The sequence below is a fragment of the Nocardia sp. NPDC020380 genome (assembly GCF_044386975.1).
Classification (GTDB): domain Bacteria; phylum Actinomycetota; class Actinomycetes; order Mycobacteriales; family Mycobacteriaceae; genus Nocardia.
Genome location: NZ_JBIRVQ010000001.1, coordinates 347,278 through 369,047, shown reverse-complemented (window position 1 = coordinate 369,047; position 21,770 = coordinate 347,278). Strand labels below are relative to the sequence as shown.

The following is a 21,770-nucleotide window of genomic DNA, read 5'->3' as shown; positions in this document are numbered from 1 at the left end:
CCGGCGGTCCCGGGCATGATTGAGCCCATGGACGCGCACGAGGAACTCATCGCACTCGCGGATCGGTATTGGGACGCCCTGCTGGAGTCCGCGCCCAGCCTGGCAACACTGTTGGGGGACAGGCGGTTCGACGATCGCATCGAGGATCTGTCCGTCGCCGCCGAGGAGCGGCAGCTGGGCAGGTACCGGGCCCTGCTCGCCGAGGTCGACGCCCTGGATCCGGAAACCCTGAACGCGCAGGATCGCACCACCCGCAGTCTGCTGCGCAACGAATTGTCCGGGGCCGTCGCGCATCTGGAATGGCGGCCGGTGGAGCTCGCCTCCGATCAGATGACCGGCGTGCACGCCGAGCTGCTCACCGCGGCCCCGCAGCTGAACGCGCCCGCGCCGGAGAACGCCGAGAAACTGGTGCTCCGTTTCCGCCAGTTCGGCACGCTGCTGGCGCAGGCGGCCGAGCGGTTCCGGGCCGGGCTGGCGGCCGGGCGTACCCCGGCCCGCATCGCCATCGAGCGCTCGCTGAATCAGCTCGACGGCTACCTGGCCTCGGACCTCGCCACCGACCCCTTCGTCACCTTCGCCGGCCCGGCGGACTGGGACGGTGAATCGGCTTGGCGCGCAGAGCTGGCCGAGGTCGCCCGCGAGGTCATCCGCCCCGCCTTCACCGCCTACCGCAATGTGCTGCGCGACGAACTGCTGCCCGCCGCCCGCCCCGACGACAAGCCGGGCCTGGGCTGGCTGGGCGAGGACGGCGCGGACATCTACCGCCGCCTGCTGCGCACCCACACCACCCTGCCGGATCTCGGCGCGGACGAGATCCACCAGCTCGGCCTCGACGAACTCGGCAAGCTGCGCGCCGAATACGCGGAGGTCGGCGGCCGGCTGTTCGGTCTCACCGACCTGACCGAGATCTTCGCCCGGCTGCGCGAGGATTCCGCGCTGCGCTACGGCGACGGCGAGGAGATCATGGTCGACGCCCGCCGCTATCTGGCCGCGGCACAGGCGGAGATGGGCAACTGGTTCGGGCGGCTGCCGCGGCAGTCCTGCGACATTCTGCCGGTGCCGGAGTTCCTGGCCGCGGATGCGCCTGCCGCGTACTACTTCCCGCCCGCCGCCGACGGTTCGCGACCGGGCGCGTACTACGTGAATCAGCACGAACCCAAGGGCCGCAACCGGTACGAGACGGCCGCGGTCGCCTATCACGAGGCCATTCCGGGGCATCACCTGCAGCTCACCATCGCCAACGAGCTGGATCAGTTGCCCAGCTTCCAGCGCATGTCGTTCGCCAATACCGCCTTCGTGGAGGGCTGGGCGCTCTACACCGAGCGGCTCGCGGACGAAATGGGTTTGTACCCGGACGATCTCGCCCGCATCGGCATGCTGGCCGCCGACTCGTGGCGGTCCTGCCGCCTGGTCGTCGACACCGGGCTGCACGCCAAGGGCTGGAGCCGGCAGCAGGCCATCGATTTCATGGTGGCCAACGCACCGGTGGGGCTGGACGAGATTCGCACCGAGGTGGACCGCTACATCGCCATGCCGGGCCAGGCCGTCGCCTACAAGGTGGGGCAGCAGGAGATCCGCCGGCAGCGGGCGCAGGCGCAACAGCGGCTCGGTGCGGCCTTCGATATCAAGGCATTTCACGATGTGGTGCTGGGTTCGGGTTCGGTGAGCCTGCCGGTGCTGCGGGAGCTGGCCGCCACACTCTGATCCCCGAAGCGGGCCCGCCGAAGATCGTCCCAGGAATTTAGATCCGTTCCCGGCGTTCGACTCAAACGAGTGAGTCGTGCTGATGAAGGGATCGCCGTGCCGGCAACAGAAGTGAAATCGTCGATCGGCCTGCGCTCCGAGCGCGGGCCGGTCCTCATCGCCCTCATGCTGGCCACCTCGCTGGTGGCGCTGGATTCGACCATCATCGCGACCGCGGTGCTGACCATCACCGATCAGCTCGGCGGCTTCGCGCAGTTCCCCTGGCTGTTCAGCATCTACCTGCTGGCGCAGGCGGTCACCGTCCCGATCTACGGCAAGCTAGCCGACATGCTGGGCCGAAAGCCGGTGATGCTCTTCGGTATCGCGGTGTTCGCGCTCGGCTCGCTGCTGTGCGGGCTGGCGACCGGCATGGTCGGGCTCATCATCTTCCGCGCGGTGCAGGGCATCGGCGCGGGCGCGGTCGGCCCCATGTCCATGACCATCGCGGGCGACCTCTACACGGTCGAGGAGCGCGCGAAGGTGCAGGCGTACCTGGCGAGCGTGTGGGCCGCCTCCTCGGTGCTGGGCCCGCTGCTCGGCGGCGTCTTCTCCGAATATGTCAGCTGGCGTTGGATTTTCCTGATCAACCTGCCCCTGGCCGCGGTGGCGGCGTGGATGATCCTGCGCAAGTTCACCGAAAGCGCGCCGCGGCAGCGGCATCGGATCGACTATCTCGGCGCGGGACTGCTCACCGTGGGCGCGGGCGCGCTCATCCTGGCGCTGCTGGAGGGCGGGCAGGCCTGGGGCTGGACCTCGGCGACCAGCATCGGCCTGTTCGTGGCCGGCGCGGCGGTACTGGTGCTGTTCGGCTGGGTCGAACAGCATGCGGCGAATCCGATTCTGCCGCTGTGGATCTTCACGCGGCGCGTGATCGTGGCGAGCAGCCTGATATCGCTGCTGGTGGGCGCGGTGCTGCTGGGGCTCACCTCGTATGTGCCGACCTTCGCGCAGGGCGTGCTCGGCAGCGGGGCGCTGCTGGCGGGACTCACCGTGGGCGCGCTGACGCTGGGCTGGCCGGTCTCGGCCTCGCAGGCCGGAAAGGTGTACCTGCGCATAGGTTTCCGCAATACCGCGCTCATCGGCAGCGTGATCGCGACCTTGGGTGCGGCGACACTGCTGCTGGTGGACCGGGATTCGTCCCTGCTGCAAGTGGCGGCCGGCTGTTTCGTGGTGGGCCTGGGAATGGGCCTGGTGGCGAGTCCGACGCTGATCGCGGCCCAGTCCAGCGCGGAATGGTCCGAGCGCGGCGTGGTGACCTCCACGAACATGTTCGCGCGCAATATCGGCAGTGCGGTGGGCGTGGCGGTGTTCGGCGCGGTGGTGAACTCCCGCATCGGCCACGGCGATCATCCGGTGCCGGCGGCGCTGACCTCGGCGGTGCATCTGGTCTTCATCGGGGTCGCGGTGATGGCGCTGATCATGGTGGCAGCCTCGGCCATGATGCCCGCGCGCGATGCCGGAGTGCCGCAACAGGCGACGGCCGAGATTCCGGCGAAGGGTTAGCAATCCGGCTATTCGGTCGGACAGTGCAAGGTCAACATATGGTTTGCGAAGGCGCAGAATAACGCCGGGCCCGCTCAGCACAGAATCTGCTGTCAATTACCGGCCGAATAGGACGATGCGGCAATGATCTAGCACACTGTATGGCGTGCTCGAGATGGAAGACGTGCTGAGCCGGTTGCGGCGCTATCCGGATGTGGAGGCGGTGAACCTCTACGCGGTGGACGCCGCCGACCGGTTACTGCTGGATACGGCGGCGGAGTCGCTGGCCGCGGCCGACGGCGACCGGGTCGCGGTGATCGACGACGGTTATGGCGCGCTCACCCTGGGCGCCATTGCCGCACACGATCTGTCCGGCGTACGCGTGCATCAGGATTTGCTCACCGGTGAGCTGGCATTGGCGAATAACGCCCGAATTGTCGGCTTATCCGATCGATTCACCGTGCACGACCTCGGCCCGAAACTTCTCGACAATGCGCGCGTGGTCCTCTGGCGGCTGCCCCGCGCCCTGGCCGGCATTTCCGAAACCGCCGACGCCATTGCCCGATACGCCGCGCCGGACGTCGAGGTATTCGCCGGCGGCCGCGACAAATACCTCACCCCCGCCATGAACGAGGTACTCGCCGAATCCTTCGCCTCCGTCCGCGCCAGCCGCGGCCGGCAGAAATCCCGCATCCTGCTCGCCGCCGAACCCGAAACCGTTGGCGAGCCCCGCTTTCCGATGCGCAACCGGCTCGACGACTTCGACCTGGAGGTGGTCGCGCACGGCGCCGCCTTCTCCGGCCCGCGCCTCGATATCGGCACCCGCTTCCTGCTCGACTACCTCAAGCGCATGAAACCGGACGCCCGCGAGGCCATCGACCTGGGTTGCGGCACCGGCATTCTCGCGGTCGCGCTCGCCAAGGCGCGGCCCGGCATCCGCGTCACCGCCACCGACCAGTCCGCCGCCGCGGTCGCCTCCACCCGCGCCACCGCTCTCGCTAACGAGGTCGCCGACCGGGTGACCGTGCTGCGCGACGACGCCATGTCCGGAATACCCGACCACAGCACCGATCTCGTGCTCTGCAATCCGCCCTTCCACGTCGGCGCGGCCGTGCACACCGGATCCGCCATCAAGATGTTCCAGCAGGCCGGCCGGGTCCTGAAGCCCGGCGGCGAACTGTGGACCGTCTACAACACCCACCTCAATTACCGCGGCGTCATGGAGCGGATGGTGGGCCGCACCGATGTGCTGGGACGCAACAAGAAGTTCACCGTCACCCGGTCGGTGCGCGGGCTGCACGACCGGACCTGAACAATGGGTGCATGGGACGAATCGACCTTCGTATCTTCACCGAACCCCAGCAGGGCGCGAGCTACGACACTCTCCTGACCGTCGCCAAGACCGCCGAAGATCTCGGCTTCGACGCCTTCTTCCGCTCCGACCACTATCTGAAAATGGGTGACGCCGACGGCCTGCCGGGCCCGACCGACGCCTGGATCACCCTGGCCGGCCTGGCCCGCGAGACCCACCGCATCCGGCTCGGCACCCTGGTCACGGCCGCCACCTTCCGGCACCCCGGCGTGCTGGCCATCGAGGTCGCGCAGGTGGACAACATGTCCGGCGGCCGCGTCGAATTCGGTTTCGGCGCAGGCTGGTTCGAGGCCGAGCACAAGGCCTACGGCATCCCGTTCCCGGCGGACAAGTTCCCGCGCTACGAGGAACAGCTGGCCATCGTCACCGGCCTGTGGGCCACCCCGGCGGGGGAGACCTTCAGCTACGCGGGGCAGCACTTCACGCTCGAGGATTCCCCGGCGCTGCCCAAGCCCACCCAGCCGAAGATCCCGGTGATCATCGGCGGCACCGGCCCGAAGCGCACCCCGCGCCTGGCCGCGCAGTACGCCGACGAGTTCAACCTGCCCTTCCAGTCGCCCGAGGACGCCGCCGCCCAGTTCGGCCGGGTCCGCAAGGCGGCCGTCGACGCGGGCCGGGATCCGCAGGACATCGTCTTCTCGAACGCTCTCGTCGCCTGTATCGGCGCGAGCGATGCCGATATCGCCCGCCGCGCGGCCGCCATCGGACGGGACGTCGACGAGCTGAAGGCCAACGGCCTGGCCGGCAGCCCGCAGCAGGTCGTCGAGAAGATCCGGCACTACGAGGAGGTCGCGGGCACCAGCCGCGTCTACTTGCAGATCCTGGACCTCGGTGATCTCGCGCACCTCGAGCTCATCGCCGACGAGGTGCTCCCGCACCTCGGTTAGCAAGCCGTCAACAAGCGGGTAGCAACGGTAAAGCTCGGGTAAAGTCCGATAGGTCCGGTGTGTGAGTGATCCGGGAACTCCCGCAGTTCACGGCGCGTTGGACGAGTAGCAGTAAAGGCCACGACCGACGTGCGCCGCGACTCCAGAAAGGGACCGCAAGTGCGCTCCACATCGAACCCGGTCTTCCGGAACCTGACGCCACAGCAAGGCGGCTACGCCGGCTTCGGCGGGCCTGGAGCCGGACAATTCCCGAACCAGCAGTACGGTCAGCAGCCGCCGCAGTACCCCGGCTACGGGCAGCAGCCGTACCAGCCCGCGATCCCGACCACCCGCCCGATGACCATCGACGACGTCGTCACCAAGACCGGCATCACGCTCGGTGTGGTGACCCTCGGCGCGATCATCTCCTACGCGGTCACCTCGGCCAACAACTCGCTGGCCGTGCTGTTCGTGCTCGTCGGCGGCCTCGGCGGTTTCGCGCTCGCCATGATCGCGTCCTTCGGCCGCAAGCAGAACAACCCGGCCATCGTGCTCAGCTACGCGGCGCTCGAAGGCCTGTTCCTCGGCGCGCTGTCGTTCATGTTCACCAATGTGAAGTTCGGCGGCGTCGGCGGTTCCGGCCTGATCGCGCAGGCGGTGCTCGCCACCTTCGGCGTGTTCATCGGCATGCTCGTGGTCTACAAGACCGGCGCCATCCGCGTCACCCCGCGCCTCACCCGCATGATCGTCGGCGCCATGATCGGCGTGCTGGTACTCATGCTCGGCAACCTGGTCGCCGCCTTCTTCACCCCCGGTGGATTCGGCCTGCGCGACGGTGGCACCTTCTCGATCATCTTCAGCCTCGTGGTGATCGGTGTCGCGGCCTTCAGCTTCCTGCTGGACTTCGACGCCGCCGATCAGATGATCCGCGCGCAGGTGCCCGAAAAGGCGGCCTGGGGCGTGGCTTTCGGCCTCACCGTTACCCTGGTGTGGCTGTACATCGAAATCCTGCGCCTGCTCTCGTACTTCCAGAACAGGTAATGATCAGCCGCTCGGCGGCTGGACCCCATAGAACGGGCGGGCATCGGAATCCGATGCCCGCCCGCTCTTTTCGTTGCCGAACGGCTTTCTCTTATCCGGGGGTGTGGGGGCTCGGCCCCCACACCTATCTTTCTTCCCGACCGAGTCGGGAGCGGCTCAGCTCAGCTGAGGCGCTCGATGATCATCGCCATGCCCTGGCCGCCGCCGACACACATGGTCTCCAGGCCGAACTGCTTGTCCTGGGTCTGGAGGTTGTTGATGAGGGTGGCGGTGATGCGGGCGCCGGTCATGCCGAACGGGTGGCCGAGGGCGATGGCGCCACCGGAGATGTTCAGCTTGTCGTGATCCATGTTCAGCTCACGGGCCGAACCCAGGACCTGCACGGCGAACGCCTCGTTGATCTCGTACAGGTCGAGATCGTTGATGGTCATGTTGGCGTTCTTCAGCACCTTGCGGACCGCCTCGATCGGGCCGAGGCCCATGATCTCGGGGGACAGGCCGGAGACGCCGGTGGCGACGACGCGCGCCAGCGGGGTCAGGCCCAGCGCCTTCGCCTTGGTGTCGCTCATGACGACCAGCGCGGCCGCACCGTCGTTGAGCGGACAGGCGTTACCGGCGGTGATGGTGCCGTCCGGGCGGAACACCGGCTTCAGCTGCGAGATCTTCTCGTAGGTGGTGCCGGCGCGCGGCCCGTCGTCGGTGGTGACGATGGTGCCGTCGGGCAGGGTGACCGGGGTGATCTCCCGCTCGAAGAAGCCCGACTTGATGGCCTCCTCGGCGCGGTTCTGCGACCGCACACCCCAGTGGTCCTGCTCCTCGCGGGAGATGCCGGTGTAGGTGGCGACATTCTCCGCGGTCTGGCCCATGGCGATGTAGACGTCCGGCAGCAGGTTGTTCTCGCGCGGATCGGTCCAGGTGGCGTTGGTCTCCGCGGTCTCGACCGTGCGGGCCTCGGCGTCGGCGAACCTCGCGTTGTGGGTGTCCGGCCAGCCGTCGGAGGTGCCCTTCGGGAAGCGCGAGACGGTCTCCACACCGGCGGAGATGAACACGTCGCCCTCGCCGGCCTTGATGGCGTGGAAGGCCATCCGGGTGGTCTGCAGCGAGGACGAGCAGTAGCGGTTCAGCGTGACGCCCGGCAGGGTGTCGTAGCCGAGCTGCACGGCGACCGAACGCGCCATGTTGAATCCGGCCTCACCGGCGGGCTGACCGCAGCCCAGGATGAGGTCGTCGATGGTGGCGGGATCGAGGGCGGGCACCTTGTCCAGTGCCGCACGGACCATCTGAGCCGTGAGGTCGTCCGGCCGAATGCTCACCAGAGAACCCTTGCCGGCGCGGCCGATGGGCGAGCGGGCGTACGAAACGATGACGGCCTCAGCCATTGAGGACTCCTTTTTTGCAGGGGTGAACCAGCTTCGAATTTACGACGAGTGTGTCGGGCCTCAAACATCCGGTATGGGCGGATCCCAGTGTTTGAACTGTGGGATATCGCTCACTCTCGCGGCTCTCGTGCCCCGCTGCCTGTGGCAGCGGGGCACAACGGGAGACAGGGGCGGTGGCAATTGTCACTGGGGGACGACGAAGCTGCTGTGCGCGGGCACGTTGGCGTTGTCGGTGAAAACGGTCACATCGATGCGGCCCGGTCCGGTGTCCTGGAAGAGGGAGTACTGGATGCTGCCGTAGAAGCCGGCCACGATGTTCTCCACGTACTGGCCCTGTGCTCCGGTGTCCAGATTCCGCCAGGCGACGGTGGTCAGCGCTTCGCACTGCGGCGCGAAACTGTAGTCCCCGGGCCCGATTCCGATCACCGGCTGCGCCTGCATGTTGATGATCGCGCGGCCCGGCCACCGCGGATCGGTGTTGGCCCAGGTGTGGATGTTGGTGCCGCACAGGCCATCCCGGAGCAGGCTTGGCACCAAAGGGAATTCGAAGGTCTGCGCACCCGCGGGCGGACTCGCGGCGATCAGGGCCGCCACAAGAGGGGCCGTGAGGGATCCGAGTAGTAAGGCTCTGCACGCGGTTTTCGGCGTCCTCATACCCGCGATGGTAAACCGGGCGATCGTGATATCTCCGACGTGCGCGAAGGCTCGCGTCACCTTTCTGCAACGATGTGTGGCATGCGTATTGCTGACCATGTCGTCGACTTGATCGGAAACACCCCGCTCGTACGGTTGAACTCCGTCGTCGGTCCGAACTCGGGACTGGTGGCCGCGAAGGTCGAGTACCTGAACCCGGGCGGTAGCTCGAAGGACCGCATCGCCGTCAAGATGATCGATGCCGCCGAGAAGGACGGGTTACTGAAGCCCGGCGGCACCATCGTCGAACCGACCTCCGGTAACACCGGTGTGGGCCTGGCCCTGGTCGCGCAGCAGCGCGGCTACAAGTGCGTGTTCGTCTGCCCCGACAAGGTCAGCGAGGACAAGCGAAACGTGCTGCGCGCCTACGGCGCCGAGGTCGTGGTGTGCCCGACCGCCGTCGCGCCGGAGGACCCGCAGAGCTACTACAACGTCTCCGACCGTCTGGTCCGGGAGATCCCGGGCGCGTGGAAGCCGAACCAGTACTCCAACCCGGGCGGCCCGGAATCGCATTACGAGACCACGGGTCCGGAGATCTGGCGCGACACCGAGGGCAAGGTCACGCATTTCGTGGCCGGCGTCGGCACCGGCGGCACCATCACCGGCACCGGGCGGTACCTGAAGGAGATCTCCGGCGGCAAGGTCAAGATCGTCGGCGCGGATCCCGAGGGTTCGGTCTACTCCGGCGGCACCGGCCGCCCGTACCTGGTCGAGGGCGTCGGTGAGGACTTCTGGCCCACCGCCTACGACCCGGCCATCCCGGACGAGATCATCGCCGTCTCCGACGCCGACTCCTTCGAGATGACCCGCCGCCTGGCCCGCGAGGAAGGCCTGCTGGTCGGCGGCTCCTGCGGTATGGCCGTGGTGGCGGCGCTGAAGGTCGCCGAGCGCGATCCGGACGCGGTCGTGGTCGTGCTGCTGCCGGACGGCGGCCGCGGCTACCTGTCCAAGATCTTCAACGACCAGTGGATGAGCTCCTACGGCTTCCTGCGCTCGCGCCTGGACGGCAAGAACGCCGACCCGCACGTCGGAGATGTGCTGCGCGGCAAGTCCGGTGAACTGCCGGACCTGGTGCACACGCACCCGCAGGAGACGCTGCGCGACGCCATCGAGATCCTGCGCGAGTACGGCGTCTCCCAGATGCCCGTGGTCGGCGCGGAACCGCCGATCATGGCGGGCGAGGTCGCCGGCTCGGTCTCCGAGCGGGATCTGCTGTCCGCGGTCTTCGAGGGCCGCGCCAAGCTCACCGATCCGGTCTCCAAGCACATGAGCGTGGCCTTCCCGCTGATCGGCGCCGGCGAGCCCATCTCGGCGGCCACCAAGCTGCTGGAGTCCACCGACGCCCTCATGGTCATCGAGGACGGCAAGCCGGTGGGCGTCATCACCCGCCACGACCTGCTGGGCTTCCTCAGCACCGGCGTGCTGGGCTAGTCCCGGAACACCGCTACGGCGTAACCCGCCCGCCGGACCTGCTCGGTCCGGCGGGCGTTCTGTATTCCGGGGCCCGGTGCCGTCGCGCGAGTGACTCAGGTCCTCCGGTCCAGTGATGTTGATCCAGGCCACCTTTGCCGCCCCGGTCGCATGGGGGTCGGTGTCATCACAGGCCGGGTCCGGCAGGATAACTGCGTCGTTACTGAATGTTCATGAGCGCCGGGCAAGATCGATAGGCATGAACCCCCGGCAAGCGATCTCATGGATAGCGTTGTCAGCCGCCGTACTGGGCGGCGCGGCCCTGCTGGGCCGGGTGGGGGTGCCCGCGCCGCAGATGATCCTGGCGATCGTGACAGGTGCGGTGCTCGCACTCACGGGCAAACTCCCGAAGCCGCTTCCGCGGCAGGTCAATACGGGTGTGCAGGCCATGCTGGGCGTGCTCATGGGCAGTTATCTGCAGGTCTCGCTGCTGACTTCGCTGGGCCTGGATCTGCTCCCGGTACTGGCCATCACGGCGGCCACCGTGGTGGTCAGCATCGCCGTCGCGTTGATCTTCGCGCGGGCCGCGAAAATGGATGTCCGGACCGCGACGCTCGGGATGCTGGCAGGTGGCTCGGCCGCGGTGGTGTCGGCCGCGGACGATCTCGGCGCCGATCCGCGGCGGGTGGCGTTCATGCAGTACCTGCGCGTCGCCCTGGTCGCGCTGAGCGCCCCGGCCGTTGCCGCGCTGCTCGACGATCAAGCCGGAATCTCTTACGGCTCGGCCACTCTCGGCGGTTCCGTCACCGATCCGGGGCTGCCCTACTGGATGATCATGGGCCGCAGCGATCAGCTCGCCGGGCTGGCGATCGCGATCGCGTTGTGCCTCATCGGCGTTCGGATCGGCGGCTGGTTGCGGATGCCCAATGCCGCGCTGCTGGGCCCGATGCTGGTCACGGCGGTGGTGACCGCGCTGGGGCTGAGTCACGGGTACGCGCCCACGCATCTGTTCAAGGATCTGCTGTTCGTGCTCATCGGTTTCGAGGTGGGCGCCCGATTCACCCGCCAGGTGGTGCGGGAGATGGCGCGCATGATCCCGGGGATGGCCGTCGCCATCGTGGCCCTGTCCGTGCTGGTCGCCGGAATGGCCTTGGGACTGGCATATTTCGTGAACTTCGCGCTGTCGGATCTGTACCTGGCGACGACGCCCGGCGGCATCAACGCGGTGCTGGCGACGGCCGACAAGATGGGTGAGAACCTGCCCCTGATCACCAGCGTGCAGACCGTCCGGCTGCTCGGGATGATGCTGTTGCTGCCCTTGCTCATGCGGGTGCTGCGCCGATTCGACGGGCCCGCATCACCTTCCGAAGCCGACGGTGCGGAACCACCAGGCGGCGGCCAGCGTCCACGCCAGCACGAAGCTCGCGAACACCAGGCCGCCCAGCACGGGTAGCAGCCAGCCGGGTGCGTTGCGCAGGCGCAGCGTGAGCATCTTCGCGGCGAACGCGCCGTAGAAGGTAAGTCCCGCAAGGGAATGCATCCAGGTGCGGGTCGGTACCTGCGGCCCGAACTGGAAGCCGAAGGTGTACAGGCAATAGAAGCCGACCGGCAGGCTGAGCGTGAAAGCCAGTGCGCCGCTGAGCCGGTGGTATCGGTGCACGACGTGTGGTGCGCGGAAGCGGTATATCCATACGGCCGTGAGCAATTGGCCGATCACGAGCACCAGGATCACGCTGCTGAGGTAGGCCTTGAACACCGACGGCCCCGAGAATCCCCAGGTCGGCAGGGCGGTGGTGCCCGGTCCGTAGTGCTTGGCCACGACGCCGAGCACGACGGCTACGGCCGCGCCGGCGAACAGGACGGGTACGGCGAGGAGTTGGCGCCGGGCGGCGCGGGCGTTTCGGGCGCGGAGGGAGGTTTCCGACGGCTGGATTTGTGCCACGTAGACCGATAGGGGGCCGGGTTACGTTGCCGATTCTTTATTTGGCGTTACTGGTGTTACCAATGGGGCGATAATCGACTTATGGGATTTGCTAAATGATCACCGGCCCAGTGTGAAACGGGTGCGAAACGCCGATTACACGTCGATAAATCGGGCAATTCTCTGTATATCGTCGCGGGCGGGCTAAATTTCTCTGTGATCTGAAACACTTTGTGGTTTTAGTTGAATGACCAGGTCAGCGCTTGTATTAATGCAGGTCCCGGAGTTGCCAAACGGACCGGTTCACCGTCTGTTCAACTTTGGTTCAGACGGCGTTAACTTTGCGCAATCAAGCTGTGACCTTGTCGGAAACAGACCACAAGTCTGCAAGGCGCAAGGAGATGTGACTACATATGCGGAACGTCATCACCACCTAGGTGCGATGAGGCCGCGTGGCCGGGATGGCCGCGTGCGTACCCGCTGACCTCCATGGAGCGTCTGAATTCCCTTGGCCCGTAACGGGTCTCACAAAAAGATCACATAAAAGCATCAGCTCTCAGGTGGGCGCCACCCGGTGCCCGCGTACTCGAATGCTGCCTGCTCCCGGCCTGCGAGCCACCGAAACCGAACAGGAATCCGAATTCGCCATGCCCACGAACGCCATGAATGCCCTGCGTGACCCTGCCAGACGTAGCAAGGTGGTTGCCGCCGCCCGTACTGCCGGCACCGCCGCTCTGGCTCTCGGAGTTCTCGGCTCCATCATCACCGCCGCCGGCACCGCAGAGGGCGATGTCCGCCCCGCGGCGCTGAAGGAGACCCTGGCGGCCGCCGCGCCCGTCGCCGCCCCCGCGAAGGCCCAGCTGCCGCGCGTCCTGGCTCCCGCCCAGGCCCCCGTGCCCGCCCCGATGCCGGCCCCCGCGCCGCCGGTGGCCCCGCCGCCCGCGCCGGTCTACGCGAACAACCTCGACGGCTGGATCCGCCAGGCGCTGGACATCATGTCCCAGCACGGCATCCCCGGTAGCTACGACGGCATCCTCCGCAACGTGCTGCGTGAGTCCAGTGGCAACCCTCAGGCGATCAACCTGTACGACTCCAATGCGGCCATGGGCATCCCGTCCAAGGGCCTGCTGCAGGTCATCGATCCGACCTTCAACGCGTACCACGTCGACGGCACCTCCACGAACATCTGGGATCCGGTCGCCAATATCGTCGCGGCCTGCAACTACGCGGCCCACCGCTACGGTTCGATGGATAACGTCAACAGCGCCTACTGAGTTTGCTCGACGGCGCGGCCGAGCTTGCCGGCAATTTCCTGGCACGCGATTTGGCAACTATTTCGCAAACAGCAGCGAACGATGATCGACTAGCGGTATAACGCCTTTGGACACAGTTCCGGCAACTCGGCCGGAGCAGATAGCGAAGGGACGGGGTACATGCACACCTCGAGTTTGGCTATCGACTTCCAGCAGGGGCTCTCGGACGCGTGGAGTTCCGTCGCGCAGTTCGTGCCGAAGTTCGTCGGATTCCTGGCGATTCTGGTCATCGGGTGGTTCGTGGCGAAGATCGTCGCCAGGCTGGTGTCCCGCATCCTGAACCGGCTCGGCTTCGACCGCCTGGTGGAACGCGGCGGCATCAAGGAGATGCTGGCCCGCGGCCGCTACGACGCCACCACGCTCATCGCCAAGCTGGCGTACTACGCGGTCCTGCTGATCACGCTGCAGCTCGGCTTCGGCATCTTCGGGCCGAACCCGGTGAGCACCATGCTGAACGGCATCGTGGCCTGGCTGCCGCGACTGGCGGTGGCCATCGTCATCGTCTGCATTGCCGGGGCCATCGCCAAGGTGGTCATGGACATGATCGCGAACATGCTCAGCGGCCTGGAATACGGCCGCATGCTCGGCCGCGTCGCCGCCGTATTCATCTGGGGCATAGGCATTATCGCGGCCCTGAACCAGATCGGCGTCGGCACCTCGGTGACCATGCCCATCCTCATCACGGTGCTCGCCACCATCGCCGGCGTCCTCATCATCGGCATCGGTGGCGGCCTCATCCGCCCCATGCAGCAACGCTGGGAAGGCTGGCTCGACACCATCGAAGGCGAAATGCCCGAGGTGAAGGGTCACGCCCAGGCCTACCAGCGCGGCCGCGAAGACGCCGCCCGCCAGCGCGCCATGATGCAACAGCAAATGGCGGCCCAGCAACAAGGCATGCCCACCGGCCAATACCCCATGCCCGGCCAGCAGAACCCGCCCGGCAAATGGGCCGACCAGCCGGTCGCCGCCACCCCCGGCTACGCCCAGCAGCCCTACACCCGCGACCGCGGCGGTTACACCCCCGGCCAAATGCCCGCCCAACCGGGCATGCAATCCCAGCCAGGCATGCCACCGCAGCCGGGTATGCAATCGCCCCCCGACCGCGCCCCCCGCAATCCCTCCGACCCCGGCAGCAACCACCCCGGCATGCTCTGACCCCACCCGTCGAGTGGCACACCAGGTTCGCAAAACGCGAGTAACCGCGTCCCCCATGTGCCACTCGACGCTCGCCGATTGGCGGGCGTGCCGGGCTGGAACTATTCCGGGCTTGCACGCTGGGAGTTGTTTCGGCCATGTGCGATAGGTCGCCCGGGTGGGTCTCCTGGCTCGTGTCGGCCTGTGGGATCTCAGGGTTTGCGTCAGCCTGTGGGGCAGGGTTCGCGTCGGCCCTTGGGGTTTCAGGGGCTTGCCCCTGAGAGTAACGAGAGTTGTTCTAACCTCGGGCGAGGGAGCAGACGGCGGCCAGGCGGAGGTGGGTCCAGTCGGCTTGTTGCCAGTCGGTGGGGGATTGGGGGGTGGGGGCGGTGTCGTGGAGGGTTTCCAGGAGGCCGCGGGCGTAGCCGGCGAGCAGGACGCTGACCGGGACCTGGCTGGAGTTCTCCACGCCGAGGTCGAGGATGTCGCGGATGGCCGCGGCATGCTGGTCGATCGCTGCGGCCAGGCCCGGAAACTCGTTGGCGGCCAACAGGGCCGCGGCTCCGTGCGTGCGCTGCAGACGGTTCAGGGTCTTGCGCGCCGAGACGACGAGCAGTGCGGAGCCGGGCAAAAACACCTGGTCATGCTAGCTCTCGGCGCCCGTGTGAGGGACCCGCTGTGAGATATCGCGCATCCCCGCTCGTGGATCGTTCGGATTGCTCACGGACCGGCGGCCACTGTGCTTTCGCCGCCGGTCCGGCGGAAGGATTTTCGAACGGTCAGCGGAAGGCCTTGGAACCCGTGAGCGCCTCGCCGAGCACCAGCTGATGCACTTCGGCCGTCCCCTCGTAGGTGAGGACGGATTCCAGATTGTTGGCATGCCGCAGCACCGGGTATTCGAGCGTGATGCCGTTGGCGCCGAGGATGGTCCGGCATTCGCGGGCGATCTTGATCGCCTCCCGCGTGCTGTTGAGTTTGCCCGCGCTGATCTGCTCCGGCCGGATCTCGTGCCGGTCCTTGAGCCGCCCGAGCTGCAGCGCCAGCAGTTCACCCTTGCCGAGTTCCAGCGCCATATCGGCCAGCTTGGCCTGGGTCAGCTGATACGCCGCCAGCGGCTTGTCGAACACCTCGCGGGTGCGGGCGTAATCGATTGCGGCGGAAAGGCAATCGCGTGCCGCCCCGAGCGCGCCGAAGATGATGCCGAACCGCGCCTCGCTGAGACAGCCGAGCGGCGCGGCCAATCCGCGCGCCTCGGGCAGCTGGGCGTCGGCGGGCAGCCGCACCCCGTCGAGCGAGAGTTCCGCGGTGATGGACGCGCGCAGCGACAGCTTGTGATGCATCTCCCGCGCGCTGAAACCCGGTGTGTCGGTGGGGACCACGAACCCGCGGATGACATCGCGCTCACCTTCGCGCGACTGCGCCCACACGATCGCCACATCGGCGACCGACCCGTTGGTGATCCACATCTTGGATCCGTCCAGGATCCAGTCGTCCCCGTCCCGCCGCGCCCGCGTCCGCATCCCGCCCGGGTTGGACCCGAAATCCGGTTCGGTGAGCCCGAAGCAGCCGAGCAGTCGTCCCGCCGCCAGCTCCGGCAGCCAGCGCAGCTTCTGTTCCTCGGACCCGTACTTGTGGATGGCGGTCATGGCGAGCGACCCCTGCACCGAAACCATGCTCCGCACACCGGAATCCACGGCTTCCAGTTCCATGCAGGCCAGCCCGTAGGCAGTGGCCGAGGTCCCCGCGCATCCGTAGCCTTCGAGATGCATGCCGAGCAGCCCCAGTTTCCCCAGCTCCGGCGCGAGTTCCCGGGCCGGGAAGGTGCCCGCCTCGAACCATTCCGCCATATGAGGTCGTAACCGGTCCGCCGCGAAGGCGCGGACGGTGGCGCGGATGTCCCGCTCCTCATCGTCGAGCAGGGAATCGATGGCGAAGAGCTCCTCTACGGTGACCATGGCCTCACCATATCCCCGGGTGCGGCCCCGGCGGAGGAGCTCGAAGAGCACATCCTTAGGCTGTGCGCATGAGCGATCAGCTTGGTTTCTCCACTCGCGCCGTGCACGCCGGGTTCGATCCGGACCCTCAGACCGGCGCGGTCAATGTGCCGATCTATGCGAGTTCGACGTTCGCCCAGGACGGTGTCGGCGGGATGCGCGGCGGGTACGAATACGCGCGCACCGGGAATCCGACCCGCACCGCGCTGGAGGCCAATCTGGCCGCCATCGAATCCGGTACGTACGGCCGCGCTTTCGCCTCGGGCATGGCGGCCACGGACTGTGCGCTGCGCGCGAATCTGCGCCCGGGCGATCATCTGGTGATTCCGAACGACGCGTACGGCGGCACCTTCCGGCTCATCGACAAGGTCTTCACGCAGTGGGGGATCGAGTACTCGGTGGCGCCCGTATCGGATCCGGATGCGGTGGCGGCGGCCATGCGGCCGAACACCAAACTGGTGTGGATCGAGACCCCGACCAACCCGCTGCTGAACATCGGCGATATCGCCGCACTCGCCGCGGTCGCGCACAACGGCGGCGCGAAGCTGGTGGTGGACAACACCTTCGCTTCCCCGTACCTGCAGCAGCCGCTGCTGCTGGGCGCCGACATCGTGCTGCATTCCACCACCAAGTACCTGGGTGGGCATTCGGATGTGGTCGGTGGCGCGCTCATCACGAACGATCAGGAACTGGACGTGAAGTTCGCGTTCCTGCAGAACGGCGCCGGCGCGGTGCCGGGCCCGACCGACGCGTTCCTCACCATGCGCGGCATCAAGACGCTCGCACTGCGCATGGATCGGCACTGCGACAATGCCGAGACCCTGGCCGAATTCCTCGCCAACCACCCGAAGATCGCTCAGGTCATCTACCCGGGCCTGCCCGAGCACCCGGGCCACACCGTCGCGCAGAAGCAGATGCGCCGTTTCGGCGGCATGATCTCGGTGCGCGTCAACGGCGGCAAGCAGGCGGCGCTGGACTTCTGCGCCAAGACGAAGATCTTCACCCTGGCCGAGTCCCTGGGTGGCGTCGAATCCCTCATCGAGCACCCGGGCGCCATGACCCACGCCTCGACCGCGGGTTCCGCCCTCGAGGTGCCGGACAACCTGGTCCGCCTGTCGGTCGGCATCGAGGACATCAGCGACCTGCTCGCCGATGTGGAGCGCGCCCTGGCCTAGCCGCATACAGCAGATGAAAAGCAAGGCGCCGCACCGGAAACGGTGCGGCGCCTTGCTTTTATTCGGTACGCGACAACTGATTTCGCGAGATCCGGGTAACTCACCGGGTACGACCGAAATCGGTGTCGTTCGCGGCCGCCGGCACGCGTGCCCAAAGGGCTACGGCTCTCTGCCGGGCGCTGAAGTCGCGGGGGAGCGAGGCGGGGGAGCCTAGCTCTGGTACGGCTCTGCGGATACGAGCGTCACCTTCATGGATTTGCCGTTCGGCAAGGTGTATTCGCGGGTGTCGCCGACCTTGGCGTCGAGGAGTGCGCCGCCCAGCGGGGAGTTGGGCGAGTAGGTTTCGATCTTGCCGTTGCCCAGGCCCTCTTCGCGGGTGGCGATGAGGAAGGTCTCGGTGTCGGTCTCGTCGCCGTCGTAATAGACCTTGACGACCGAACCCGGCAGTGCGATGCCGGACTTGGTCGGCGCGACGCCCACCTTGGCGTTGTTCAGCAGTTCCTGCAGCGAGCGGATACGTGCTTCCTGCTGGCCCTGCTCGTCACGCGCGGCGTGGTAGCCGCCGTTCTCCTTGAGGTCGCCCTCTTCGCGTCGTTCGTTGATTTCGGCCGCGATGACCGGACGGTTGGCGATGAGCGCGTCGAGTTCGCTCTTGAGCCTCTCGTGCGACTCCGGTGTCAGCCAGGTCACGTTCTCAGTCATCTCGATCACTCCCTAGTAGTTGTCCCCGGCAGGCCGGGATTCCCTCTTGCCCGTCACCGGTCCCACCCGGAAATGGGCACAGCAACAGTGGACGGCTAGAGCGATCCTGGGGAAGCTTCCGACAGGCCGGGCCGTCAATGCAGCAAACACGGCTCCGAACTCCGGAACCGTGTATCGCGCCATTTTAGCACGATTTGCAAAGGTGCAGGTAGAAGCATCAAAGCGGGTTGCGGAACGGACTTTTCACTCGGCTCGCAAGTAGGCGGGAACCTTGTCGCTACAGCCGTATACATTGCCCGCGCCGGCCCGTGCCGTGGTGCGCAGTGTGGTGTTGATGCGGACCGTGCCGCTGGTGGAGGCCGGGACCAGCACCTCGCGCCGGCCGACCTCGTCGGTGTCGCCACTCATGGCGCGTACCCAGCAGACCACGGGTTTACCCGGATCCTTGCGGGTCACCTTGAAGTCGACGCTCATGGTGTGGTCGTCGATGATGTCGTAGCCGACGCGGTCGGGTTCGATGTCCTGTGGTCCGAAGTTCTTGTAGCCCATGTAGGCGACGCCGAGGCCCGCGAGGATGACGACCAGGCCCAGCGCGTACGGCAGCCAGCGGCGGTTGCGTCGCGGCGCGATACCGTACCGGTCGGCCGGTCTTTCGCTCATGGCGGACGCTCCCGGGGGGTAGGTCGGAACAAACATCGAACGGATGGAACTATAGGGAATGCAGATCTGACGCCATCCCCTGGCTGTCACTTCAAACAAGCGCGGCAAAACGGTATGAGGTGAACACTGTGATCGGTGAGGTGACTGAGAAGTGAGTGGTCTTCGCCTCATGGCGGTACACGCGCACCCGGACGACGAATCCAGCAAGGGTGCCGCGACCACCGCGCGCTACGCCGCGGAAGGCAACGACGTCCTGGTCGTCACCCTGACGGGCGGCGAACGCGGCGACATCCTGAATCCCGCCATGGACACCCCGGGCATCAAGGAGCGCATCTCCGAGGTGCGCCGCGAGGAGATGGCCGCGGCCGCCGAGGCGCTCGGCGTGCGGCAGACCTGGCTCGGCTACGTGGATTCCGGCCTGCCCGAAGGCGATCCGCTACCCCCGCTGCCCGAGGGTTCCTTCGCGCTGGTCCCGCTCGAGGAGGCCACCGAGCGGCTGGTGCGCGTGGTGCGCGAATTCCGGCCGCACGTCATGACCACCTATGACGAGCAGGGCGGCTACCCGCACCCGGATCACATCATGTGCCACAAGGTTTCGGTGGCCGCCTTCGAAGCGGCCGGCGATCCGGACCGGTTCCCCGACGCGGGTGAACCCTGGACGCCGTTGAAGCTGTACTACAACCACGGTTTCAGCCTCACCCGGCTCGAGGTCTTCGCCGACGAGTACGAGCGCATCGGCGAACCGTTCCCCATGCAGGACTGGATGGACCGCATGCGCCGCTACGCCACCGAGCGCGGCGACATCATGGGCCGCGTCACCACCCAGGTCGAATGCGCCAAGTACTTCCCGCAGCGGGACGACGCGCTGCGCGCGCACGCCACCCAGATCGACCCCAACGGGGCCTTCTTCGCCATTCCGACGGAGATGCAGCAGCGGCTGTGGCCCACCGAGGAATTCGAGCTGGTGCAGACCCGGGTCCGGACCGCCATCCCGGAGACCGACCTGTTCGCGGGCATCGACGACGCCGATACCCCGGACTATGCCGTTGTTCCGGGCTATGCAGATGCCGACACCGAGGACGCCGACCGATGATCATCAGTCTCTTAGCCGACAGCAATTCGCCCACCGGACCCGAATTCGGTAAGGCCTCACCGCTGGGCCTGGTCATCATCCTGGTCCTGCTGGCCGGCACCGTGCTGCTCATCCGCAATATGAACAAGCACATCAAGGGCCTGCCCGCCACCTTCTCCCCGGAGAATCCGGAACCGGACCAGGAGGCGGACGAGGGCACCGAACACGGCATCACCAAACGTGAGGAAGACGCCCCGAAGGCGGAGAACTCCGGCCCGGCCTGACATCCGACGGACCGCCTGAGAAGGTTGACCAGTTCGCTGACGAGCTACCGGGCCCGCAAATTCCGTTTCCGGTCGTATTCGCGTTGTCCACGCAATCGGAAGGGCGCTCATGGGCAAGGGAGGTAGTGCCCGGCGACCTCATTGTGTTCACCGATTGTTCGCGAACTCGGAATCCGTAGGACGTGAATGGCTTCGGGAGGATGGATATGGTGCCCGCCATGCATGCGCGTTCGTACATTGTCCTTCCCGCCGCCCTTCTCGCTCTCGCACTGTCAGGGTGTTCCCACGACAGCGCCTCGACGGCCTCGCCCACGACCGCCGCCGCGGCGGCCACTTCCGCGACCGCGGCGAAGACCGGCTACGGTTCGGACGATATCGCGCAGGCGTGCAAGACCATGCAGGACTACGAGTCCAAAGCCAAGGCGGTCTCCGACCCGGCGGCGCCCGACCTGACCGACAAGCAGAAGGTGGACGGCGCGATAAACCTCATCGCCTCGGCCTCTGAGGCCAGCGGCAAGCCGATGTCCCCCGACGATGTCACGAAGATGCGCGACCTGTATACCGCCGCCGCGGCGACCGGCTGCAAATAGGCAGGTTGCCGATCCGCGTCCTCGCTGCCCACCCGGACGGTCGCGAATCCCGAAGTGCCGCGAAGTGGAATCGGGCAATCGTGCGCGGTCGTCGAATTGCTTTGCGGCCGCTGAATCCACCGTGGACCTCGCCGAATTCGTGCGGCGTCACCTGAACTGACGGATCGCCCGGCTCGTCTGGGATGCTGTGGGGATGACGGTGCAGGGCAGGGCGATGGCGGGCGGGCGCTGGGGTGAGCACAATGCCGAGCGCCGCCGGGTCATTCTCGAGGCGGCCGTCGCGCTGATCGAGGAGGCGGAGCCGGGGAGCGAGATTCCGTTGCAGGCCATTGCCGATCGTGCGGGGGTGAAGCGGTCGGTGATCTACCGGCATTTCGCCGATCGGCCGGATCTGGACGCCCAGATCCGGGAGTTCGCGGCGACGGACGCGCTCGAGGAGGTGACCTCGAATCTGGTGCTGGAGGGCACCCTCGAGGAGGTCATCTTCCGGGTGATCGACACGTATGTGCGGATGGTGCTGGAACGTCCCCGGCTGCACGCGTGGATCGAGCGGGGGCCGGGCAGTGGCAGTCCGTCCGGTCATGCGGTGATCACCGGGACCAAAGCCGCTGTGGCGGAACATATTGCGAGTGTCTTCACCGTGGCCGCCGCGCTGCTGGGCAAGGAGCATCCCGGTATCGACGTGGGTGCGGCGACCGTGGTGTCGATGGTGGACGGCGGTATCGCGCGCTGGCTGGAGACGCGGCCGCCGGGGCTGGACGCGACGCAATTGACCGAGCAGCTGGCCTCGTCGATCTGGTATCTGATCGACGGTCATGCACGGGCGCTGGGGATCGAACTCGATCGGGAGCGGCCCATTTCCGAACTGCTCGCGGACGCGGCGCAGCAGGGCTGAATCCCGTTCCATGCACACCCTGCCCTGGTCGGCGGGGTGTTCGG

At 67.0% G+C, this 21,770-nt stretch carries 21 protein-coding genes; 14 read left to right on the top strand and 7 right to left on the bottom strand.

Annotated features, from left to right (window positions below):
- The first annotated feature begins 27 nt into the window (after positions 1-27).
- The 5 genes from ACH438_RS01690 (at position 28) to ACH438_RS01670 (ending at position 6,504) form a co-directional block, all read left to right on the top strand.
- Positions 28-1,704 carry a DUF885 domain-containing protein gene (locus ACH438_RS01690; RefSeq protein ID WP_397000006.1) on the top strand — a complete coding sequence of 559 codons (1,677 nt, stop codon included), beginning with the start codon at positions 28-30 and terminating at the stop codon, positions 1,702-1,704.
- Between the two features lie 90 nt (positions 1,705-1,794).
- A complete protein-coding gene (locus tag ACH438_RS01685) occupies positions 1,795-3,246 on the top strand; it encodes an MDR family MFS transporter (protein ID WP_397000727.1) in 1,452 nt (483 codons plus the stop codon).
- Positions 3,247-3,400: 154 nt separating this feature from the next.
- Entirely contained in the window at positions 3,401-4,537 is a 1,137-nt protein-coding gene (locus ACH438_RS01680; protein WP_397000725.1) for a class I SAM-dependent methyltransferase, read from the top strand.
- 20 nt (positions 4,538-4,557) lie between these two features.
- A complete protein-coding gene (locus tag ACH438_RS01675; RefSeq protein ID WP_397000723.1) occupies positions 4,558-5,484 on the top strand; it encodes an LLM class F420-dependent oxidoreductase in 927 nt (308 codons plus the stop codon).
- A 159-nt stretch (positions 5,485-5,643) separates the two neighbouring features.
- The gene (locus ACH438_RS01670) at positions 5,644-6,504 is read left to right on the top strand and encodes a Bax inhibitor-1/YccA family protein (protein ID WP_397000004.1); all 861 of its coding nucleotides are present in this window, start codon (positions 5,644-5,646) and stop codon (positions 6,502-6,504) included.
- Between the two features lie 161 nt (positions 6,505-6,665).
- On the opposite strand, the gene ACH438_RS01665 is transcribed toward ACH438_RS01670, so the two are convergent.
- Entirely contained in the window at positions 6,666-7,883 is a 1,218-nt protein-coding gene (locus ACH438_RS01665) for an acetyl-CoA C-acetyltransferase (protein WP_397000002.1), read from the bottom strand.
- A gap of 183 nt (positions 7,884-8,066) precedes the next feature.
- Positions 8,067-8,537 (bottom strand): hypothetical protein, encoded by a 471-nt coding sequence (locus ACH438_RS01660; protein ID WP_397000000.1) that lies wholly within the window; start codon positions 8,535-8,537, stop codon positions 8,067-8,069.
- 81 nt (positions 8,538-8,618) lie between these two features.
- Between ACH438_RS01660 and ACH438_RS01655 the strand changes: the two genes are divergently transcribed.
- Together ACH438_RS01655 and ACH438_RS01650 are read left to right on the top strand one after the other, a co-directional pair.
- Entirely contained in the window at positions 8,619-10,007 is a 1,389-nt protein-coding gene (locus ACH438_RS01655; protein ID WP_396999998.1) for a cystathionine beta-synthase, read from the top strand.
- Between the two features lie 238 nt (positions 10,008-10,245).
- On the top strand, positions 10,246-11,439 hold the full coding sequence (locus ACH438_RS01650) for an AbrB family transcriptional regulator (protein ID WP_396999996.1): 1,194 nt from the start codon (positions 10,246-10,248) through the stop codon (positions 11,437-11,439).
- Here the strand turns inward: ACH438_RS01650 and ACH438_RS01645 are convergent.
- Entirely contained in the window at positions 11,344-11,928 is a 585-nt protein-coding gene (locus ACH438_RS01645; protein ID WP_396999994.1) for a DUF6529 family protein, read from the bottom strand. The genes ACH438_RS01650 and ACH438_RS01645 overlap by 96 nt on opposite strands.
- A 641-nt stretch (positions 11,929-12,569) precedes the next feature.
- On the opposite strand from ACH438_RS01645, the gene ACH438_RS01640 reads away from it, so the two are divergent.
- Both ACH438_RS01640 and ACH438_RS01635 read left to right on the top strand, forming a co-directional pair.
- Complete coding sequence (locus ACH438_RS01640; protein ID WP_397000721.1) at positions 12,570-13,181, top strand: transglycosylase SLT domain-containing protein; 612 nt, start codon at positions 12,570-12,572, stop codon at positions 13,179-13,181.
- A 159-nt stretch (positions 13,182-13,340) separates the two neighbouring features.
- Positions 13,341-14,375 (top strand): hypothetical protein, encoded by a 1,035-nt coding sequence (locus ACH438_RS01635; RefSeq protein ID WP_396999992.1) that lies wholly within the window; start codon positions 13,341-13,343, stop codon positions 14,373-14,375.
- Between the two features lie 277 nt (positions 14,376-14,652).
- Here the strand turns inward: ACH438_RS01635 and ACH438_RS01630 are convergent, their stop codons facing one another.
- Positions 14,653-14,991, bottom strand: coding sequence for a DUF6401 family natural product biosynthesis protein (locus tag ACH438_RS01630; RefSeq protein ID WP_396999990.1), 339 nt, complete (start codon positions 14,989-14,991; stop codon positions 14,653-14,655).
- Positions 14,992-15,133: 142 nt separating this feature from the next.
- Complete coding sequence (locus tag ACH438_RS01625; RefSeq protein WP_396999988.1) at positions 15,134-16,309, bottom strand: acyl-CoA dehydrogenase family protein; 1,176 nt, start codon at positions 16,307-16,309, stop codon at positions 15,134-15,136.
- Positions 16,310-16,377: 68 nt separating this feature from the next.
- Here ACH438_RS01625 and ACH438_RS01620 point away from each other — a divergent pair, with 68 nt between their 5' ends.
- Positions 16,378-17,523 (top strand): cystathionine gamma-synthase, encoded by a 1,146-nt coding sequence (locus ACH438_RS01620; RefSeq protein WP_396999986.1) that lies wholly within the window; start codon positions 16,378-16,380, stop codon positions 17,521-17,523.
- Positions 17,524-17,733: 210 nt separating this feature from the next.
- Here the strand turns inward: ACH438_RS01620 and greA are convergent, their stop codons facing one another.
- Both greA and ACH438_RS01610 read right to left on the bottom strand, forming a co-directional pair.
- Positions 17,734-18,225 (bottom strand): transcription elongation factor GreA, encoded by a 492-nt coding sequence (greA, locus tag ACH438_RS01615; RefSeq protein WP_396999984.1) that lies wholly within the window; start codon positions 18,223-18,225, stop codon positions 17,734-17,736.
- 243 nt (positions 18,226-18,468) lie between these two features.
- The gene (locus ACH438_RS01610) at positions 18,469-18,885 is read right to left on the bottom strand and encodes a DUF4307 domain-containing protein (protein WP_396999982.1); all 417 of its coding nucleotides are present in this window, start codon (positions 18,883-18,885) and stop codon (positions 18,469-18,471) included.
- Between the two features lie 169 nt (positions 18,886-19,054).
- On the opposite strand from ACH438_RS01610, the gene mca reads away from it, so the two are divergent.
- From mca to ACH438_RS01590, 4 genes are all read left to right on the top strand, one after another.
- Complete coding sequence (mca, locus tag ACH438_RS01605; protein WP_397000719.1) at positions 19,055-19,978, top strand: mycothiol conjugate amidase Mca; 924 nt, start codon at positions 19,055-19,057, stop codon at positions 19,976-19,978.
- A complete protein-coding gene (locus ACH438_RS01600) occupies positions 19,975-20,241 on the top strand; it encodes a hypothetical protein (protein WP_396999980.1) in 267 nt (88 codons plus the stop codon). The genes mca and ACH438_RS01600 overlap by 4 nt, the downstream gene beginning before the upstream one ends.
- 218 nt (positions 20,242-20,459) lie before the next feature.
- Positions 20,460-20,831, top strand: a complete 372-nt coding sequence (locus ACH438_RS01595) for a hypothetical protein (protein WP_396999978.1) — start codon at positions 20,460-20,462, stop codon at positions 20,829-20,831.
- A 193-nt stretch (positions 20,832-21,024) separates the two neighbouring features.
- Positions 21,025-21,726, top strand: coding sequence for a TetR/AcrR family transcriptional regulator (locus ACH438_RS01590; protein WP_396999976.1), 702 nt, complete (start codon positions 21,025-21,027; stop codon positions 21,724-21,726).
- The last annotated feature ends 44 nt before the right edge of the window (positions 21,727-21,770 follow it).

Coding starts and splice junctions, on each gene's coding strand:
- ACH438_RS01635 (WP_396999992.1), top strand. CDS start 13,341: ATGCACACCTCGAGTTTGGCTATCGACTTCCAGCAGGGGCTCTCGGAC.
- greA (WP_396999984.1), bottom strand. CDS start 18,225: ATGACTGAGAACGTGACCTGGCTGACACCGGAGTCGCACGAGAGGCTC.
- ACH438_RS01665 (WP_397000002.1), bottom strand. CDS start 7,883: ATGGCTGAGGCCGTCATCGTTTCGTACGCCCGCTCGCCCATCGGCCGC.
- ACH438_RS01680 (WP_397000725.1), top strand. CDS start 3,401: ATGGAAGACGTGCTGAGCCGGTTGCGGCGCTATCCGGATGTGGAGGCG.
- ACH438_RS01595 (WP_396999978.1), top strand. CDS start 20,460: ATGCATGCGCGTTCGTACATTGTCCTTCCCGCCGCCCTTCTCGCTCTC.
- ACH438_RS01690 (WP_397000006.1), top strand. CDS start 28: ATGGACGCGCACGAGGAACTCATCGCACTCGCGGATCGGTATTGGGAC.
- ACH438_RS01610 (WP_396999982.1), bottom strand. CDS start 18,885: ATGAGCGAAAGACCGGCCGACCGGTACGGTATCGCGCCGCGACGCAAC.
- ACH438_RS01625 (WP_396999988.1), bottom strand. CDS start 16,309: ATGGTCACCGTAGAGGAGCTCTTCGCCATCGATTCCCTGCTCGACGAT.
- ACH438_RS01600 (WP_396999980.1), top strand. CDS start 19,975: ATGATCATCAGTCTCTTAGCCGACAGCAATTCGCCCACCGGACCCGAA.
- ACH438_RS01660 (WP_397000000.1), bottom strand. CDS start 8,537: ATGAGGACGCCGAAAACCGCGTGCAGAGCCTTACTACTCGGATCCCTC.
- ACH438_RS01590 (WP_396999976.1), top strand. CDS start 21,025: ATGACGGTGCAGGGCAGGGCGATGGCGGGCGGGCGCTGGGGTGAGCAC.
- ACH438_RS01655 (WP_396999998.1), top strand. CDS start 8,619: ATGCGTATTGCTGACCATGTCGTCGACTTGATCGGAAACACCCCGCTC.
- ACH438_RS01620 (WP_396999986.1), top strand. CDS start 16,378: ATGAGCGATCAGCTTGGTTTCTCCACTCGCGCCGTGCACGCCGGGTTC.
- ACH438_RS01640 (WP_397000721.1), top strand. CDS start 12,570: ATGAATGCCCTGCGTGACCCTGCCAGACGTAGCAAGGTGGTTGCCGCC.
- mca (WP_397000719.1), top strand. CDS start 19,055: ATGGCGGTACACGCGCACCCGGACGACGAATCCAGCAAGGGTGCCGCG.
- ACH438_RS01650 (WP_396999996.1), top strand. CDS start 10,246: ATGAACCCCCGGCAAGCGATCTCATGGATAGCGTTGTCAGCCGCCGTA.